Source organism: Ihubacter sp. rT4E-8 (genome assembly GCF_049852125.1).
Taxonomy (GTDB): Bacteria; Bacillota; Clostridia; order Peptostreptococcales; family Anaerovoracaceae; genus Senimuribacter.
The window spans coordinates 2,806,475-2,822,828 of sequence record NZ_CP187532.1 but is presented as its reverse complement, the minus strand read 5'-3'; the positions used below and the strand labels follow the sequence as shown (position 1 = coordinate 2,822,828).

Here is a 16,354-nt window from a genome sequence, read left to right as displayed (position 1 = left end):
GGCAATCATGCACTTTACAGGCAGAACTTGGCGACCACCGTATGAAGCTCATTCGGTCATCATACAGGCTACCTCTGGCTGCACCTATAACAAATGCAAGTTTTGTAGCCTGTATAAAAATGAGTGCTTCCGAATGTCGCCCATTGAGGAATTTGAGGAAGATTTAGCAGAGATAAAAAGCTATCAGCCAAACGCCCGAAGAATTTTCTGGACGGGAGCTAACCCGTTTGCAATGAGCTATGAAAATCTTAAACTGCGGGCGTTGACGGTAAGGGACTATCTGATTAAGTGTCAGACAATGGCTATGTTTGCGAGCATCCGTGATATTGAAAACAAAGAGGTATGGCAGCTTAGGAAATTGAGGGCGATGGGCATTAACGGACTGAGCATCGGTGTGGAAAGCGGCGATGATGAAACGCTTGCCCTTGCCAATAAAGGATATACCTCGGCGGATATTCTGGAGCAATGCAGGAAATTGGACGAAGCAGGCATTGAATACTACTTTGTTTATATGACAGGGCTTGCGGGAAAAGGCGGCGGATACCAGAATGCAAGGAATAGTGCAGAGCTGTTCAGTCAGCTTAATCCGTATTTTATTTCCGTGGACTCTCTCACGCTTTTTCCAGACACAGAGCTTTACCAGATGGCACAGCAGGGCTTGTTTGTACCTGCCGAAGAAAAAGAGCGTATCCGTGAATTGCAAATCCTAATCAATAACCTAAATATACGCACACACCTGTTTGCGAACACGGTATCTAATTTCACGCCCGTAACGGCGTATCTTCCCTATGACCGTGAAAAGGTAACAAACGAACTGCAATTTGTTTTAGATAACACAGACGAAAGGGGGATGCAGGAATATAGAAATAATTTGAAGTCCTTGGGATAAGGCTTGTATTTTAAGTTACAGCCCACCATTATAAAAAAACGGTGTTTTGGTGGGCTGATTTGCTACGCCCGAAAAGACTTAACAGACACTCTACAGACCTGTTTTAAAGTTTGGAGGGATTTTTTAATGTTCTTTTTTCGGGCAGTAACCTATCTGCTCATGCAACGCAGATTTTATCCATACATAGCATATCGGGGAATGGCAGGAAGCCAGTTAAAAAAATCCCTACCCATGCAACGCTACTTTTCACCATGAAACCAGAAGTAGAATCTCTGCTTAACAGAATATGTATCTCCTATAACCGTAAAGGTCACAGAGCCTTTGCGGTTTTTCTTTTGTCGTTTTTTATCAGATTGTGCCGTAGGGCTGGATTTGATATTCGTTGCCGTTCCCCGCCCTCTCCGTCTGGATTTTAGCATTTCAATAATTCAGATGGGGGGTATTTACAGTGAAATACGCACCAAGAAAAGTATATATCAAAGAGAACGACGGTTATGTGGAGCTGCCCTATACGGATTTCTGTTGCCGCAGGCAAGCCGACCAGAGTTACATGGACAAGCTGTTTATTCCCGTGCAGGGCTGTCTGCTTGAAGTCGTGCGGGAACAGTACGCAGATTTCTACAAGGATAAAGAACGGTGGCGTTATCTGAAAAAACTTGACACAAACCACAGCCTGCTTGCATTGGAGGGATTTACGGACAGTGAGGGAAATGTGATTGACTTCGTTGTGGATGAAGCGGTGGACGTTGCGGAAATCGTTGTCCATGCGGTAATGGTGGACAGGCTGAAAACCGCCGTGTCTTTATTGTCGAATGGTGAGCAGGCATTGATAAACGCAATCTTCTTTGAAGAACTTTCCGAGCGGGAAGTCGGGTTGCGGTTAGGCATAACACAGAGCGTTGTCAATAAACGCAAAACTAAAATCCTTGCAAAACTGAGAAAGATAATGGAGGTTTAAATTTAAGGCGTTCAGCCCCCCTTGTTTTTTCCTTTTGGAAAATGAGGGGGCTTTTGCCTGCCCTCTCAATCAGTTTTGATTGGAGGAAATAAAGATGGCATACAACCACGGACGTGAGGACAGAAAATGGCGCATCTGGAAAGAAGCCGAAGAAAAGATTTTGCGTGAGTGTGGCATTGATGAAGCGGTTATTGAGAAAATCCGCACAGACGACAGGGCGGATTTTAATGCAACCAGACGGTTTTACCGCTATCTAAACGATATCGGAGAATACCTTGAGGGAATGGCAGACACTGAACGGCAGACAGAGGTACATTCGGTTACAGATTTATTGGACGAGATTGAAAACGAAAATCTGTATCGGGCATTGCTTGCGGTGGACAAACGTACCCTACAAATCGTTCTGCTGAAAATGCAGGGGTATTCCACAAAAGAGATTTCACTGCTTGTCGGTCTGACAACGGGAGCTATCTACGCAAGGATGGAACATCTGCGTAAAAAGCTGAAAAACTTTAAGCGTTAGAAGGCAATTTTTAGCTTTTTCAAGGACTATAGAGTGAGGGATATTTTCTCTCACTCTATTCTTCATGGGAGGATTATTGCATATGGACAGCTATATAGACGAAATAACAAAGGAGCAATTTACCGAAGATACCGCTATTCGAGAAGCAATCAACAACATTTACGATATGCTTGCAGATATGCCGAAGGAGAAGCGACTTGCTTTCTTCGAGCAAATTTCAAAACCAAAAGATTTGGATTTTGTAAAGGAGATTGATGGTATTTATTATGTTGTCTGTTCCCACTTCAATATAGAATATAGGAAAGATATGATAACCAAATTTAATCGGATATTAGATACAGAGGTATAAAAATATTTTTAATTCGCGCTTTAAAGCGTTGAAGTAAGACGGCAGATATGGTAGAATAGCATCACTACAAACATCATATCCGACTGTCAGAAAGGAGTTTATTTTGAACAGACAGTCAGAAAAAGTTACTGCCCTCTATTGCAGGCTTAGCCGTGACGATATGCTGCAAGGGGAGAGCAACAGCATTACCAACCAAGACGGCATTTGTCAAGGATATTTTCGCCGAAAAAAGCAGGACTTCAATTTTTATAGTCCTGTCTTTCATCTGAGGACTGAACATAAGGTCGCCATGCAAAATTAGCAGGGTGACCTTTCTTGTGTTTGCTCGAATGTAAATTCGCAACAAATTGCGAAAAACTGTTGTAATGAGCATAAAATCGTGGTATAATTTTTACTGGCTATTTATAGTTCATAATGTACCGAGTAATACCCGTTGCAGTTTTAGCGTTGGAGGACGGTCATGTCGATTTCATATAACAGATTATGGAAGTTGTTGATAGATAAGAATATGAGCGTTGCCGAAATGCGTAGAGCTGCTGACATCGCGCCGAACACGGTTACCCGGATGAGAAAAGATCAAGAAGTAACTATGATGGTACTTGAAAAAATATGTGAGGTCCTGGATGCGGATTTCGGAGATATTGTAGAATATAAAAAATAGCATTTACGGAGGAACCTCATGTTAAAAGATAAGAGTATGACGTATGTGACGCTGTTTAGTTCGGCTGGTGTTGGCTGTCACGGTTTTCAAATGGAAGGATACCGTTGTATTGCTACTAATGAAATCATTGAACGGCGGATGCAAGTACAACGTTGCAACCATAAATGCGAGTATGATTCTGGCTATATTGTTGGTGATATTACATCAGATGTGATTAAACAACGAATTTACTCTGAAATTCGTAAATGGAAGCATAAAGGAAATGATCGTGTAGATGTCATTATTGCTACGCCACCCTGCCAGGGTATCAGCGTCATTAACCATAAAAAGAATGACAAGGAAATAAATAGAAATAGCCTCGTAGTTGAGTCTGTTGAGATTATCCGTCAGATTAATCCGAGATTTTTCATTTTTGAGAATGTCATGGCTTTCCAAAAGACACTTTGCATTACTCCAGATGGACGGACTGTTCCAATCGGAGAGTATGTCAGAGAGGTTCTTGGAAAAGACTATGTTATTTCTGGGCGTATTTTGAACTTTATGAATTATGGCTCAAATTCCTCTCGAACGAGGACACTGATGATTGGTGTCGATAAGGCGTATCGGAATAACATCACTCCATATGATCTTTATCCAGAGTTCAGGCCAGAAAAGACGTTACGGGAAGTAATTTATGATTTTCCAAGACTTGAGTGGGGAGAGATTTGCGTTGACGATTTTTACCATGCGTTCCGCACATATAAGTCTGAGATGCGAGAGTGGATTCACGACTTAAAAGAGGGTGAATCCGCATTTGACAACGATTCTCCTGAAAAGCGGCCACACAGAGTAGTCAATGGCCAGATTGTCGAAAACATCAGGAAAAACCGAGATAAATACACAAGACAACCTTGGGATCGTTTCATTCAGTGTGTACATACCCGCAACGACCAATTGGCGGCACAGAATACGATTCACCCCGAGCAGGACAGAGTTTATAGTATCCGGGAACTCATGGTAATGATGACAATTCCAGATGATTTTCGATGGGTGGACATGAGCCTCGAAGAATTGAATGCGCTTTCAAATGAGGAAAAACGGGATGTCTATAAAAGCCATGAAATGAACATTCGCCAATGCTTGGGTGAGGCTGTTCCAACTGAAATCATGCGCCAACTCGCTGCGGCTATTCGCAACAAGCTGGCGCAGAAAAGGTGTGAGTCTATCGAAATCAACAGGATCATTGCGGATTATCACTTGGACAACCGGGAAAATCTGCGTACTTTTTTAAGAGATAATCCCATGGAGTTAGATGTGGCATCACTCATGCGGATTACAGAACTTTGTAACGCCCGCAGGGAGAAGAATGCCGCATTTTACACCAACAAATTCATCGTGAATGAAATCATGGGTAGTTTACCAACATTTAGCAAGGATGAGATACGGATATTGGAACCGTCTGTGGGTGCGGGTAGTTTCATTCCTTTCCTCTTTAGGCGATATGAAAATGTCCCCCATGTCATTTTAGATGTGGTCGATATTGACCCAGATAGCATCGAAACCTTTGACATCATGCTGGAGAAACTTGACATACCGCAGAACTTTACAATTAATCGGATATGTCAGGATTTTCTCACTTACCGTACAATACACCGATATGACCTGGCGGTCGGGAATCCTCCCTTCTCCAAACTGAAAGAAAGAACGCCAGAAATCGAGTTAAGTCTTGCATCAAATGCAAATCATGTTACAAATAATCTCTCAGAGATGTTTCTGGAAAAATGTATCCGCTGCAGTGACTGCGTTGCATTGGTGCTGAATAAGACCCTACTCAGTACAGAAGAATTTGAGGATACGAGGAACCTTTTACGGCAGATGCGAATTGAGACCATCATTGACTTCGGCCGTTACGGTTTCACAGGAGTATCTATTGAAACCATGTGCCTTATCGTATACCCAAAGATGAAGCCACAAGAAACATCAGTCTACAGCATGAAGTTCAATCGCAAATCTGTTCGAGAGCAGTCTTACTTGACAGATAAGAGATTTCCATACTTTATAATTTATCGAGATGAGGATTTCGATGCAGTAGCGGACAAGTTAATTTTTAATGTATTCTCCGTGTTCCGGGACAGGCAGATTACGAAGTCAATTACGAGTTCGGAGCGAGCAGGCCCTTCCCTATGGGTAATTAAAGCAAAAAATATTGATGATGACGGACAAGGTATTACTCATATTCCTGGCTATGATGTTTATTTACCAGAAGAAATAGCCGTCACTCTTTCTGCATATCAGTATGTGGATGATAGCAGCGTTTATCTTACACCGAACATGACCTATAATCCACGGGTTATTGAGAATCTTCCTGGAATTATCCCGGATGGATCGGTTGCGGTTCTAATTCCAAAGAAACCGTTGCGGCTCACTAAGAGGCAGAGAGCGTATTTCTCCACAGAGGAATATAGAAGGTTCTACGGCATTGCGAGAAACCTGTCAACACAGTCAATCAATGTAGATAAGACGAGTGTGTTTTTTTACGGGGTGTTAAAAGAGAATGACAAGTAATATTTTACAGAAATTTCTGGATGAGCATGATTATGACATCCGTAAAACTGGAAACGGCCGCTGGATCGACCAAAAGTGCGCCTTGGATGCAGTTTGCTTTGTGGCAGACTGCATCGTGGACTACATTCAGAACGGAGGTAAGCAGCCGTTCCAGTCGCCGGATATCTGGCATTCCAAATACGCAATAGAGAATGTACAGTACCTGTTTGGTAAACCTGATCCGACCATAAGGACAACACTTGATGAGTACAACAAATTCTTCCGTCAGCCGATGAAGATGCTTGCAGCGGCAGGGGTTTTGCGCGAGGATGGTATAGTACGTAATACTATTCAGTTCAGCGTAGAGAACATGGATGTATTGGAGTACATTGCTCTCCGTGAGCGTAATTCTTTTGAGTTCCTCTGCCTTTATATTGAAAGGACGCTTAAGAATAGCGGCTTGTGGGATGGCTTCGAAACCTTTTTTGAATTGCAAACAAAAGCATCCTTGCAGGAACTTAAGACCATGTTTTCTGATTTTTGCATTAAATACACACCAATCAACACAGCGATAGAGGCAAACCGAATTTTTATCAAGGTGTTGAATCCTCTTGCCTGTAAATTGCACAAGAAGGGCGTGGAAAAAGGACATCTTTCCCGGTCAATGATTACTTACGACAAAATCATGTATAACCAGACCAACTGGAGAGATGATGCCGTAGGTAAGGATAAGAATGTCGCTCGTGGTGATTTCAACCCGCAACCAAAGACAGAGCAGATGTATCAGTACCGCATTAGTAGAGCAATGAAATATCTCCGAAAGTTTAACGATGCCCATCGTGAAGGTATGTCGGAGGTTTTAGATCGTTTTTCTGTTGGGGAACTGGCCACTCATATGCATCACATTTTTCCCCAGAATGAGTTTGAAGAAATCGCTGATTACATTGAGAATCTTATCGCTTTGACCAGCGGACAACATTTGCAGAAAGCGCATCCGAACGGAAATACTCAAATCATTGATAAGCAGTATCAGTATACCTGTCTTATTGCCAAGACGGAGAGCATACGAAAGAATATTATGGCAAACAAAGGCGAGCCAGTCATCTACGATTTTGCAGCTTTCATGTATGTGCTTGACATTGGACTTCGGACGGATTACTTTGAGGCGCTACCTTTCTGTGACTTTAATTCCGTAGTGACTGGGATTGAATTCAATTATTAGTTGAACTTTGCAAAAAATAAAAACTGGCTGATACCCAAAATGATGATCAAGCCGATGGAGAAAAAATGAACAGTACAAAAGTGAACGAGCTATCTATTCAATTGCAGTCACTGTCTTGCTACAATCAACCTATCCACTTCAAGACTGTCCTTGATGTCCGCGAGGGAATTGCAAGTGTGGCTCAACAGATTTCAGGGATAAATCCTCCCATCAGTAACCATCTCGTCGATTTGAAAAATGCTCTTTTTACTGAACTGCCATATCAGCGCTTTTATATCAATCTGATTGTATACGGGCAGACAATTGAAGCTGTGGACTTTGTTAAAGGACAAATACTCGCTACAAACCAAGCAAATAGTATGGGGCTGTGCCGTTTACTACACCCTAATATTCAGCGAGTTTCTGAAAAATTGTATAGAGATGGAAGTTACGCCGAAGCCGCCTGCAATGCATTCATTGAAATAAATTCTCGCCTTAAGGAACTGTATCGCACAGCGTATCCAGATTCCGAAAATGTTCCTGATGGGCAGGCGCTTATGAACAAGGTTTTTGCCGATAATGACCCAGTACTTGAAGCGGGAGATCGGACTACTCAAACAGGAAAAGACATCCACTTGGGTACTCGTTTCCTATTCGCCGGGGCTATGGCAGCGTTGCGAAATCCCAAATCTCACGAGAATATTGAGCTTGAGAAAGATGATTCTATGCGGCGAATGATTTTCGCCAGTATGTTAATGTTCAAGATTGACGAAATAATTGCGGCGCCTAATGGTAACGGCTGAGAAGAAATAAGGTATATATGTAAAAGCCGATACTGGCATCGACTAAGCTGGTGAAACAAGAGGAGAAGTTGGGGACAAGGGAGGTGGATGTGCCAATGCCAAGATCATCAAATGCAACTGCTTCCGCCTTTGGCTGGGAATTTCAGAGTAATGCGGCAATTATGTTGATGCTTAAAAATATTGAAAGTGCTTCCAAAGTCAAAGTTGAAGGCGAAACAGAGGATGTTGAAATTACATTTTCAAATGGAAAGATTCTGATGGCACAAGCGAAATCGGTCGAGAAGCCTGATGATTTTAGTCATGTGAAAAGAAACTTGGAGGCCAGTCTACGGACATTGAATGCGGCATCTAAGATAACCGATGTTGAGCAACTTGTCTTTGTGACGAATTCACCCAATCCCTTTAACAACATACGGACTATGCATAAATTTAGCAGTCCCCTTAATATGGCTCCATTTTCTGAGTTACCAACAAGCTGCCAGAAGTCGATAACTGATATTTGCTCAAAAAACGGATATAGTATTGATACATCTATGTTGACAGTTTGTGTGATGCAATTTCATGGTGAATCCGAGGACGAGCGATATAAGGTGCTGCAATCGTTGACTATGGAATTTCTCAATGACCTTGGTGCCAGTAAAGTATCCACAGGTCAAATGTTGTCATTGTGGCAAAACTCTTTTAGGGTAAATGCATCCCAGAGGACTTCCACAATAACAAAGGAAAGTATGATATGGCCTATTATTGCCATTCTGTGTGAAGTCCGTGAAACAGATGCCGAATTAGAGGATTATGATTCTTCTGATGTTACGGAAATCCTTCAAAAGTATAGGGCAGTAATAAATAACAACAGCGAACGATTTGAATTTGTTTCAAAAGTTCTCAGTGATTTTAATGATTTCTTCCCTGCTCTGAAATCAAAAGAGCGGATGAGCCGTTTTGTATCCGAAAGGTGGGAACAGTACAAAAGCGATTTCGATTTGAAAGGTGCAGACGCTATCACAGAAGAAATGGTAATCCAAATTACGATTTCAAACGTTCTCAAAAATCGCAGGGTAATTGCCGGGATAAAAGGCAAGGTGAAATTATGAGAATAGTTTCATTGCAGGTCAATTCCATGCAGCAGACATTTTTAGGCGATAATCAAAAGATATTTACCTTTACCCCAGGAGTAAATATTGTTTTCAGCAAAGAAAACAGCGTTGGCAAGACTACTCTGCTGAGAATGCTTATGTATGCCCTGGGCTACCCGATACCCAATACCCGCGGCATTCGATTTTCCGACTATGAGACGATTCTTACAGTTATAGGTGTGGCTGAAAGTGAGTTTGTCTTAACTAGAAATCGTGACTACATCGAAATCACTTGTGACGGAACAGAAAAGGGATATTCCCTCCCTACTGAGCAGAATGAAATACACACCTTGATTTTTGGTATTGAAAATTCTGAGGTGGTTGAAAATTTACTTGGCGCTTTTTATGTTGACCAGGAAAAAGGATGGACTCTGTTAAATCGCGGAAAAGCTATTGGCAATATCCGTTTTTCACTTGAGTCGTTGCTTAGGGGATTGTCCGAAAAATCAAATGATGAATTATCTCAAAGACTTGCCACAGTCAAACGAGAACTTCAGAAATATAGACATATGCTCGATGTTGCAAAATATAAAGCTGAGATAAATAAACTGGGAGAGGCGGTCTATTCTGATTCTCCGGCTGATGAAATCGACACAGCCTTAGAAGTGCTTTACTGCGAGAGAAAACCGCTTGAAGAAGAACTCTGCCGCATAAAGAGCGTAGTTAGAAAAAACAATAGTTTTGAAAAATACATTACTTCTTTTAGGCTTCGGGTAAAGACGCCGGATGGCACTGAAATCCCGGTCAATAAAGATACTTTAGTTGGCTATGCTGATACGACCCTCCTTCTTGTTGCAAAGCAGAAGATTATTTGTGAGCAACTTGCGGTTATTGATCGGAAAATACATCAGCTAAGAGTCAAGCAAGACAGGGATTCGATGTTGTTTAATGTAAAAAGTAGCTTAGAGCAATTTGATAGTGAAATCTCAAAGATTGACATTGATGCTTTGGCTACACAGAGGATCATTGCTAAGCTGGAAAAAGAACGGAAAACCTTAGAGGAACAGGTAATTACAAGCGTAAAACAAAATAATCCTCTTATCGCCGAGTTGCATAGCCTTATTTCACGATATGCTACCCGTCTTGGCTTGGATGAAAAGTATGTAAGTGCGCGAAATGATTATATTTTTACAAACGACCTCAAGTCGTTGTCTGGGGCAATATTCCATAAGGTTGTATTTGCTTTCAAAATATCGTATGTAGCTTTAATTCGAAATCACACGGGGGTATGCCTACCAATTATTCTGGATTCACCAAGTGGGCGTGAGGTAAGCGAGGAAAATGTGAATGAGATGATGGCTATCCTGGCGGAGGATTATACTGAACACCAAATTATAATTGCGTCTATTTACAATAGTTATGACTTCGCTGACAAAAATATAATTGAATTGCAAGGCCGACTTTTGCCATTTTGATATGATTTGGCACGTTTGATGGGGGTTTGCTACTTGGCAAGCAGTGCCTTTGTTCCCACAAAGGCTCGAAACAGCAGCTCCCGGCGTTGCCGGAAACCGCAGTTTCTGTTTGTTGGGGTAGCACCCCAAACCCCTTGAACAGACCCGTTGCCGGGGCTGGCTACGCGTTCGGTTCCCGAACGCTGCTATTCCTGCCCCGCAGGAAATAGAAGGGCCTGCGCTCCCCTTGAAAAGCGAAAAGTTGAGTTAGCTTGTACGCTCTACTGCTACCGGATCGCGGCAAGACTGGCGAGAGTCTGTCTGGACAACTCCCAAATTTCGTCCAGGCGTTTCTGCAAATCCTCAATGTCCGCCGCATAAATGCTCCCGGTTTCGTTCGCCCGCTTAGCGTACTGGTTCAGATTATTCGTACACCGCTGGAGCATGGAAACAAGCTGGCGCACATCTTTCAGGTCCAGCCTGATACAAATTCCGTCCAGAGCCATCTTGCGGACGTAGGCGCTCATGGTCAGAATGCCGGCGTCCTCCATCTTGAGTTTTATCCGCTCCTTGTCCTCCGGTGAGATGCGGATTTTCAATTCTTCTGTCCGTTTACTCATTGCTTTTTGCTTCCTCCCATCGCAAATAAAATCAGCCATTTTTGGATTTTGGCATCGTACCACAAATCAGATTTTCAAAAAATGGCCGGACACGAGAGGCGAATACCCATGTCCGGCGCATATTCCATATTTCCGTTACGGTTAGTGGTGGTGTTCAATTTGACCACATACCTTATCCGTAACGCTTTGGCGGTAAGCCCGCTGGCGGTAGGCATTGCAGCAGTAGACCGCATCCGACCTCTTGGGGGTAAAGGTTTTTCCGCACCCTTTGCAAATCTGATTCTGGCGTTTTTCCAGCCGCCGCTGCTTCAAATCCTTTTGATAACCCCGGTTCCCGCACAGATGATAATAGCAATATTTCTTACTGGCAATCTGGGTGTAGAACACACGCCCACAGCCCTTGCAGATAATTTTCCGCACAGCCGAGTACGGCCTTATCCCGGCGAACTTTTCTTCATACCATTGCTTCAGCGTTTCCTGATTTTCATATTCCCAATCGCAGTTCCACATGGAATATTCCCTTCTTTCCATAGGTCAGGGCGGCCAAGTATACCTGACCCGCCCATTCCGTTTTTATACGGTTTCTGCTTCCTGCTTCTGCCGATACCGCATTTTGCTGTGCGCTTTCCTTTGGCAAGCCTCACAGCAGTATTTCACATCGCTTCTGGTGGTGGTAAATGCTTTTCCGCAGTTTCCGTAGACGCATTCGCGGCTCCTGCCTGCCGCCGCTTCCTGCCGGTAGAATTTCGCCCGGCAGTTCGGGCCGCAGAACAGAGTGTTCAACCGCGTGGATTCAAATTCTTCCCCACAGCATTTGCAGACCAGCTTGAACGTCTGACCGACAGCGTGTTCGCCGGCCTTGATCTTCTGATAGCGCTCCCGGCTCTTGACGCGGTGCCGGTGCAGGGAAGCCTGCCGCTTTTCTTCCTCCGGCATCAGCTCCGGGGCAGGGAGGTCGAACCGCCCGATGAATTTCAGATAGATGTCCACCTGCTGCGTCCTGTCGCCGTCTACCTTTTCTGGGGCATGGACGATGATCTTATCAATAAATTCGTTGATCATCGGCGTAGTCAGTTCCGAGAAATCGGTGTACTTTTTCGCCAGGGCGAGGAACCGTTCCACATTGGCGGTGTCCTGCTCGAAGCTGTCCAGCGCCGCTTCTGCCTCCGTGACGGACTGGCGGCTCGGATCGTTTCCAGAATCAGCGTCCGCAGAGCCTTGGTGGAAATGTGGTGATTGCTGCAAGCTATCCCGTGTTTCTGCCGGGTCAACGTGTAGGTGGAGCAGTCGAACCAGTCTGACGGATATGGCTTGTCGGCTGTTCCTCTCGACCGATGGTTATACAGTTTTGCGCCGCAGTCGGCACAGTAGAGTAGCCCGGTCAGGGGATTGGCCTCACCGATGGTGTCATGGCGGCGGGGCGTTTTCCGCAGCTTCTGGGCCAACTCCCAGGTCTCTTTGTCCACGATGGCCTCGTGGGTGTTTTCAAAAATCAGCCAGTCCTCCGGCGAGTGGACAACAGCCCGCTTGTCCTTGTAGGATTCCTTGTGGGTGCGGAAGTTGACCGTATGCCCCATATACTCCAGCTTGGAAAGTATCTGCCCCACCGCAAAGCCGTTCCAGCTATAAGGCCGGGGGATGTCCTCTCTGCTTTTCCAAACACCCCGTCCCTGCCTTGCAAAGTAAGCGGCAGGCGTCTCGACTTTCGCCTCGCAGAGCATCGTGGCGATCTCATAGGGGCCGTGGCCTTCAATGGTAAGCTGGAAGATGCGCCGCACAACAGCGGCAGCTTCCTCATCGATCAGCCAGTGGTATTTGTCGTTGGGGTTTTTCCGGTAGCCATAGATGGCGCAGTTGGTGGTGGGCTTGCCAGACTCGCCCTTGACCCGGATGGCGGTGCGCTGCTTGCGGTTCAAGTCCCGCAGATACCATTCGCTCATGATATTGACGAATGGCGCAAACTCGCTGGAACTGGGGTCGGCGCTGTCGATGCTGTTGCCGATGGCGATGAAACGCACCCCGAATTTGCGAAAGAGGACTTCCGTATAGAAACCGGTTTGCAGATAATCTCTGCCGATTCTGCTCATGTCCTTCGTCAGTACCAGAGCCACTTTCCCGGCCTCGATGTCAGCCACCAGCCGTTTCCATGCCGGCCGGTCGAAGTTGCCGCCCGACCATCCGTCATCGGTGTAGTGGACGATATTGGAGAAGCTGTACTGGGCGGCGTAGCCCTCCAGGTATTTTTTCTGATTCACGATCGAATTACTGTCCCCAGCGGATTCATCGTCACGAGAGAGCCTCTCGTATAAGGCCGTGATCTTTTCCTCAGTCTGTCTTGCGCTCATGACGCGCTCCTTTCAGACTGACGGCTCATTTGTGGTGCATCCATCATACCACGTTCTCCACCGTTTTGCAGCCCCTCATTGCGAATCATCCGCAAAATTTTTTCCTCCAGCGTTTCGCCGCCATTGTCGGAAAAGACCACCTTCACCTTGTAAGTGGTAGAGCCGATGCGGCGGGTCATATACTGGCAGTTCTGGTTTTCGTTGTTTTTCGTCATGGTGTCCTTTCTCATATCATTGAAACTTAAAAACAGAAATTTCTGATATGGGAAGCCGTTTCCCCGAAGCAGTTCCTGACAGGCAAATCCCTTTGTTGGTGCTGTGCCGTTGTGTCTCATCGTCGGTACGCTCGCTTTCGGTCATGGCATACTTCACCGGCATGATAGCTGCTTGGACGGTCATTCAGTTGTCAATCACACCATCTTTCTGCTTCTGGAGTTTTGGTTATGTATGAGAAAGGAAAAGCAGATACAAAAAACCGCCCGCGGACGATCTCCGCAGTCGGTTATGTATCTGCCAAATGAAATATGTGTATTATATAGACATCAGATATTCAGTTCAAATATGAACTTATTATAATTTGAACATCCGTTCTTGTCAAGCCCTGCCAAAGAAAATTTTTGAGGGAGGCGGCGGACAGGCGGTCAGCGATGGTACAAATGCAAAGGAAAAACTCCCGCAAGGTCCCGCCCATAGGGGGAACCTTGCGGAAGCCTGTACGCTTTTGCGCTGGTGCAAATGCCGGGTGAAAGTCATGTATAAATCAGTTCGCACTTGATGCTTTCCTCGGCGCGGTTCATAATGCTGTTCATGGTCTTAATTCATTCCCACTGTGACCAGTGCTTCAAGTTCTCGGTGATGCCCTCGGCGGCAGCCATCTGCCTGATGATGAGCCGATAGCGATTCTGCGCCTGCTCGTCCAAATCGGCAAGGTAGGTGTGCAGTCTGCCCGTCAAGGTCAGGTGGTTGAGCAGAAGTGGATTCGTTTCTTCCAGATACGCCCAGTGCATCCGTCCCCACTTCCCGATAGGGCGGTCATCGTCCTCCGGCAACTCGATAGCCGGGATGTAGTAGTCCCCGACCAGGACATAATCAAGACCGTTTGTCTCGTCATGGATACCCAGTTTTAATTCGTCCATAGTGTCTCCCTCCGTCATTTCAGATGTTATCGGTAGCGGCTACCGATAATGCGATACGAGTCTATCTCCGTCCCTACGACCGCAAGTCCTATTCACCACAAATGAGCCGCAGTCATATGTATTTGGTGGCAGAAACCACCCTCTACATATTAACTCTCAAAAATCCATTGTCAGCAAGTATGCAAAGGATAACGGATTTCAGAATCACCAATTTTTCGTAGATGACGGATATTCTGGTGTCAGCTTCACAAGACCGTCTTTTATGGAACTGATGGAGCTTGCCGAAGCGGGGAAAATCGGAACAATTATTGTCAAAGACCATTCAAGGCTTGGCAGAAACCGCCTTGTTGTCGGTCAGCTATTGGAAGAAGATTTTGTCCGTATGGGCATCCGCTATCTTGCCATTATGGACAATATCGACACAAAGGACGGATTGAGCGATTTTCTCCCCGTGCAGGACTGGTTCAATGAGATGCATGCTAAGAATACTTCAAAGAAAGTACGGGCGGTATTCCAGAACAAAGGCATGTCGGGGAAACCTCTTACAACGGTTATCCCCTACGGTTACAAGAAGAACGAAGCCAATCCTGCCCATTGGCTGATTGACGAAGAAGCCGCAGAGATTGTACGCAGGATATTCCGCCTATGCGTTGAGGGCTACGGACCGACATAGATAGCAAATATCCTTTTTTCGGAGGGTATAAAAACGCCAACGGAGCATTGGCAAGCACAAGGCAGAAATACCTCTGCACTTCCAGCCATACCACATAAATGGGCGGCAAGGACGGTTGCGGATATTTTGGAATGGCTTGAATACTGCGGTCATACAGTCAACTTTCGCTCTACCACTCGTTCATTCAAGGACAAGACCATGAACGCAGACCGAAAGAAGAATGGAAAATCTTTGAAAATACCCACGAAGCTATCATTGACAATGAAACTTGGGAACTCGTGCAGGAGCTTAGAAGCCACAAACGCAGACCAAACCGCACAGGCGAAATCAGCATTTTTTCAGGATTACTCTATTGTGCTGACTGCGGGGAAAAGCTGTATTACAGCGTGACGAACAATTACAGCCGAGAGCAGGCATATTTCTTCTGTTCCAATTATCGCAAGAATACGGCAAACTGTACTGCCCACTATATCCGTGAAAAGGTTGTTTATGCCTTGGTTCTTGAAAGTTTGCGGCGTGTCCTATTCTACGTGCAGGCATTTGAAAAACAATTCGTACAGGAACAGCTTGACAAATCAAGTGAGGAACAGCGGAAAGAGCTTGCCAAGAAACGGCGGGAATTAGCCAAATCTGAAAAACGTATTGTTGAGCTTGACATATTGTTTCAGCGGATTTATGAGGATAACGTATCGGGCAAACTGAGCGATGAGCGTTTTGCAACAATGTCGGTAAACTACGAAACAGAGCAGAAAGCCTTAAAAGAATCTCTCATCCAGTTAAAAGCAGATATTGAAATGCAGAATGATAAAACCGCAAATTTGTCAGAATTTGTGGAGAAAGTCAGGCGTTATACGGAAATCACGGAACTTACGCCTGCCATCGTCAATGAATTTATTGATTACATTATGATATCTAAGAAACAGATGATAGATGAAAAGACTGTATATCCGATTGATATTTACTATAGTGGTATCGGTATTATCAACGCCCCATCTGCTGAAGAATATGAAGAAATGTTCCAAGAACGCTTGAAACAGAAGCATTCAGAAAAAGAAAAAACGGCATAGCCACGAAGACTATACCGTAATTTGATGAAGAGATGCCCTCGTACCCTTCACTTCCTTATGTGAAGGGTACAAAGGGGTC

The 16,354-nt window shown here is 44.8% G+C and carries 18 protein-coding genes and 2 pseudogenes; 14 read left to right on the top strand and 6 right to left on the bottom strand.

Annotated features, from left to right (window positions below; genetic code table 11):
• The first annotated feature begins 7 nt into the window (after positions 1-7).
• The 11 genes and pseudogenes from ACPW7J_RS13965 (at position 8) to ACPW7J_RS13915 (ending at position 10,455) form a co-directional block, all read left to right on the top strand.
• On the top strand, positions 8-889 hold the full coding sequence (locus ACPW7J_RS13965) for a radical SAM protein (RefSeq protein WP_425755575.1): 882 nt from the start codon (positions 8-10) through the stop codon (positions 887-889).
• 448 nt (positions 890-1,337) lie between these two features.
• Entirely contained in the window at positions 1,338-1,847 is a 510-nt protein-coding gene (locus ACPW7J_RS13960; RefSeq protein WP_425755574.1) for a sigma-70 family RNA polymerase sigma factor, read from the top strand.
• A 94-nt stretch (positions 1,848-1,941) separates the two neighbouring features.
• A complete protein-coding gene (locus ACPW7J_RS13955) occupies positions 1,942-2,370 on the top strand; it encodes a sigma factor-like helix-turn-helix DNA-binding protein (protein WP_425755572.1) in 429 nt (142 codons plus the stop codon).
• A gap of 82 nt (positions 2,371-2,452) precedes the next feature.
• Entirely contained in the window at positions 2,453-2,719 is a 267-nt protein-coding gene (locus tag ACPW7J_RS13950; protein WP_425755570.1) for a hypothetical protein, read from the top strand.
• A 103-nt stretch (positions 2,720-2,822) separates the two neighbouring features.
• Positions 2,823-2,945: pseudogene (locus ACPW7J_RS13945) on the top strand (recombinase family protein); the annotation flags it as partial.
• 234 nt (positions 2,946-3,179) lie between these two features.
• The gene (locus ACPW7J_RS13940; RefSeq protein ID WP_016315175.1) at positions 3,180-3,380 is read left to right on the top strand and encodes a helix-turn-helix domain-containing protein; all 201 of its coding nucleotides are present in this window, start codon (positions 3,180-3,182) and stop codon (positions 3,378-3,380) included.
• 18 nt (positions 3,381-3,398) lie between these two features.
• Complete coding sequence (locus ACPW7J_RS13935) at positions 3,399-5,924, top strand: DNA cytosine methyltransferase (RefSeq protein ID WP_425755568.1); 2,526 nt, start codon at positions 3,399-3,401, stop codon at positions 5,922-5,924.
• Positions 5,914-7,125 carry a hypothetical protein gene (locus ACPW7J_RS13930; protein WP_425755566.1) on the top strand — a complete coding sequence of 404 codons (1,212 nt, stop codon included), beginning with the start codon at positions 5,914-5,916 and terminating at the stop codon, positions 7,123-7,125. The genes ACPW7J_RS13935 and ACPW7J_RS13930 overlap by 11 nt, the downstream gene beginning before the upstream one ends.
• A 65-nt stretch (positions 7,126-7,190) precedes the next feature.
• Positions 7,191-7,907 (top strand): TIGR02391 family protein, encoded by a 717-nt coding sequence (locus ACPW7J_RS13925; RefSeq protein WP_425755564.1) that lies wholly within the window; start codon positions 7,191-7,193, stop codon positions 7,905-7,907.
• Positions 7,908-8,002: 95 nt separating this feature from the next.
• A complete protein-coding gene (locus ACPW7J_RS13920) occupies positions 8,003-8,998 on the top strand; it encodes a hypothetical protein (RefSeq protein WP_425755562.1) in 996 nt (331 codons plus the stop codon).
• Positions 8,995-10,455: an AAA family ATPase gene (locus ACPW7J_RS13915; RefSeq protein ID WP_425755560.1), complete on the top strand. Its 1,461-nt coding sequence runs from the start codon at positions 8,995-8,997 to the stop codon at positions 10,453-10,455. Before ACPW7J_RS13920 ends, ACPW7J_RS13915 begins: the two co-directional genes overlap by 4 nt.
• Positions 10,456-10,721: 266 nt before the next feature.
• Here the strand turns inward: ACPW7J_RS13915 and ACPW7J_RS13910 are convergent, their stop codons facing one another.
• The 6 genes from ACPW7J_RS13910 to ACPW7J_RS13885 form a co-directional block, all read right to left on the bottom strand.
• Positions 10,722-11,054 carry a plasmid mobilization protein gene (locus ACPW7J_RS13910; protein ID WP_425755558.1) on the bottom strand — a complete coding sequence of 111 codons (333 nt, stop codon included), beginning with the start codon at positions 11,052-11,054 and terminating at the stop codon, positions 10,722-10,724.
• A 141-nt stretch (positions 11,055-11,195) separates the two neighbouring features.
• Positions 11,196-11,564: a hypothetical protein gene (locus ACPW7J_RS13905; RefSeq protein WP_425755556.1), complete on the bottom strand. Its 369-nt coding sequence runs from the start codon at positions 11,562-11,564 to the stop codon at positions 11,196-11,198.
• Between the two features lie 63 nt (positions 11,565-11,627).
• Positions 11,628-12,176, bottom strand: a complete 549-nt coding sequence (locus ACPW7J_RS13900) for a DUF4368 domain-containing protein (protein ID WP_425755554.1) — start codon at positions 12,174-12,176, stop codon at positions 11,628-11,630.
• Positions 12,125-13,399, bottom strand: a complete 1,275-nt coding sequence (locus ACPW7J_RS13895) for a recombinase family protein (RefSeq protein ID WP_425755552.1) — start codon at positions 13,397-13,399, stop codon at positions 12,125-12,127. Before ACPW7J_RS13895 ends, ACPW7J_RS13900 begins: the two co-directional genes overlap by 52 nt.
• Entirely contained in the window at positions 13,396-13,734 is a 339-nt protein-coding gene (locus ACPW7J_RS13890; RefSeq protein WP_425755550.1) for a transposon-encoded TnpW family protein, read from the bottom strand. The genes ACPW7J_RS13895 and ACPW7J_RS13890 overlap by 4 nt, the downstream gene beginning before the upstream one ends.
• A gap of 483 nt (positions 13,735-14,217) precedes the next feature.
• Complete coding sequence (locus ACPW7J_RS13885; RefSeq protein WP_425755549.1) at positions 14,218-14,535, bottom strand: TnpV protein; 318 nt, start codon at positions 14,533-14,535, stop codon at positions 14,218-14,220.
• Between the two features lie 148 nt (positions 14,536-14,683).
• On the opposite strand from ACPW7J_RS13885, the gene ACPW7J_RS13880 reads away from it, so the two are divergent.
• The 3 genes and pseudogenes from ACPW7J_RS13880 (at position 14,684) to ACPW7J_RS13870 (ending at position 16,275) form a co-directional block, all read left to right on the top strand.
• On the top strand, positions 14,684-15,208 hold the full coding sequence (locus tag ACPW7J_RS13880) for a recombinase family protein (protein ID WP_425757531.1): 525 nt from the start codon (positions 14,684-14,686) through the stop codon (positions 15,206-15,208).
• A gap of 140 nt (positions 15,209-15,348) precedes the next feature.
• Positions 15,349-15,456 (top strand): annotated as a pseudogene (locus ACPW7J_RS13875) (hypothetical protein); the annotation flags it as partial.
• Between the two features lie 30 nt (positions 15,457-15,486).
• Positions 15,487-16,275, top strand: a complete 789-nt coding sequence (locus tag ACPW7J_RS13870; RefSeq protein ID WP_425755547.1) for a DUF4368 domain-containing protein — start codon at positions 15,487-15,489, stop codon at positions 16,273-16,275.
• The last annotated feature ends 79 nt before the right edge of the window (positions 16,276-16,354 follow it).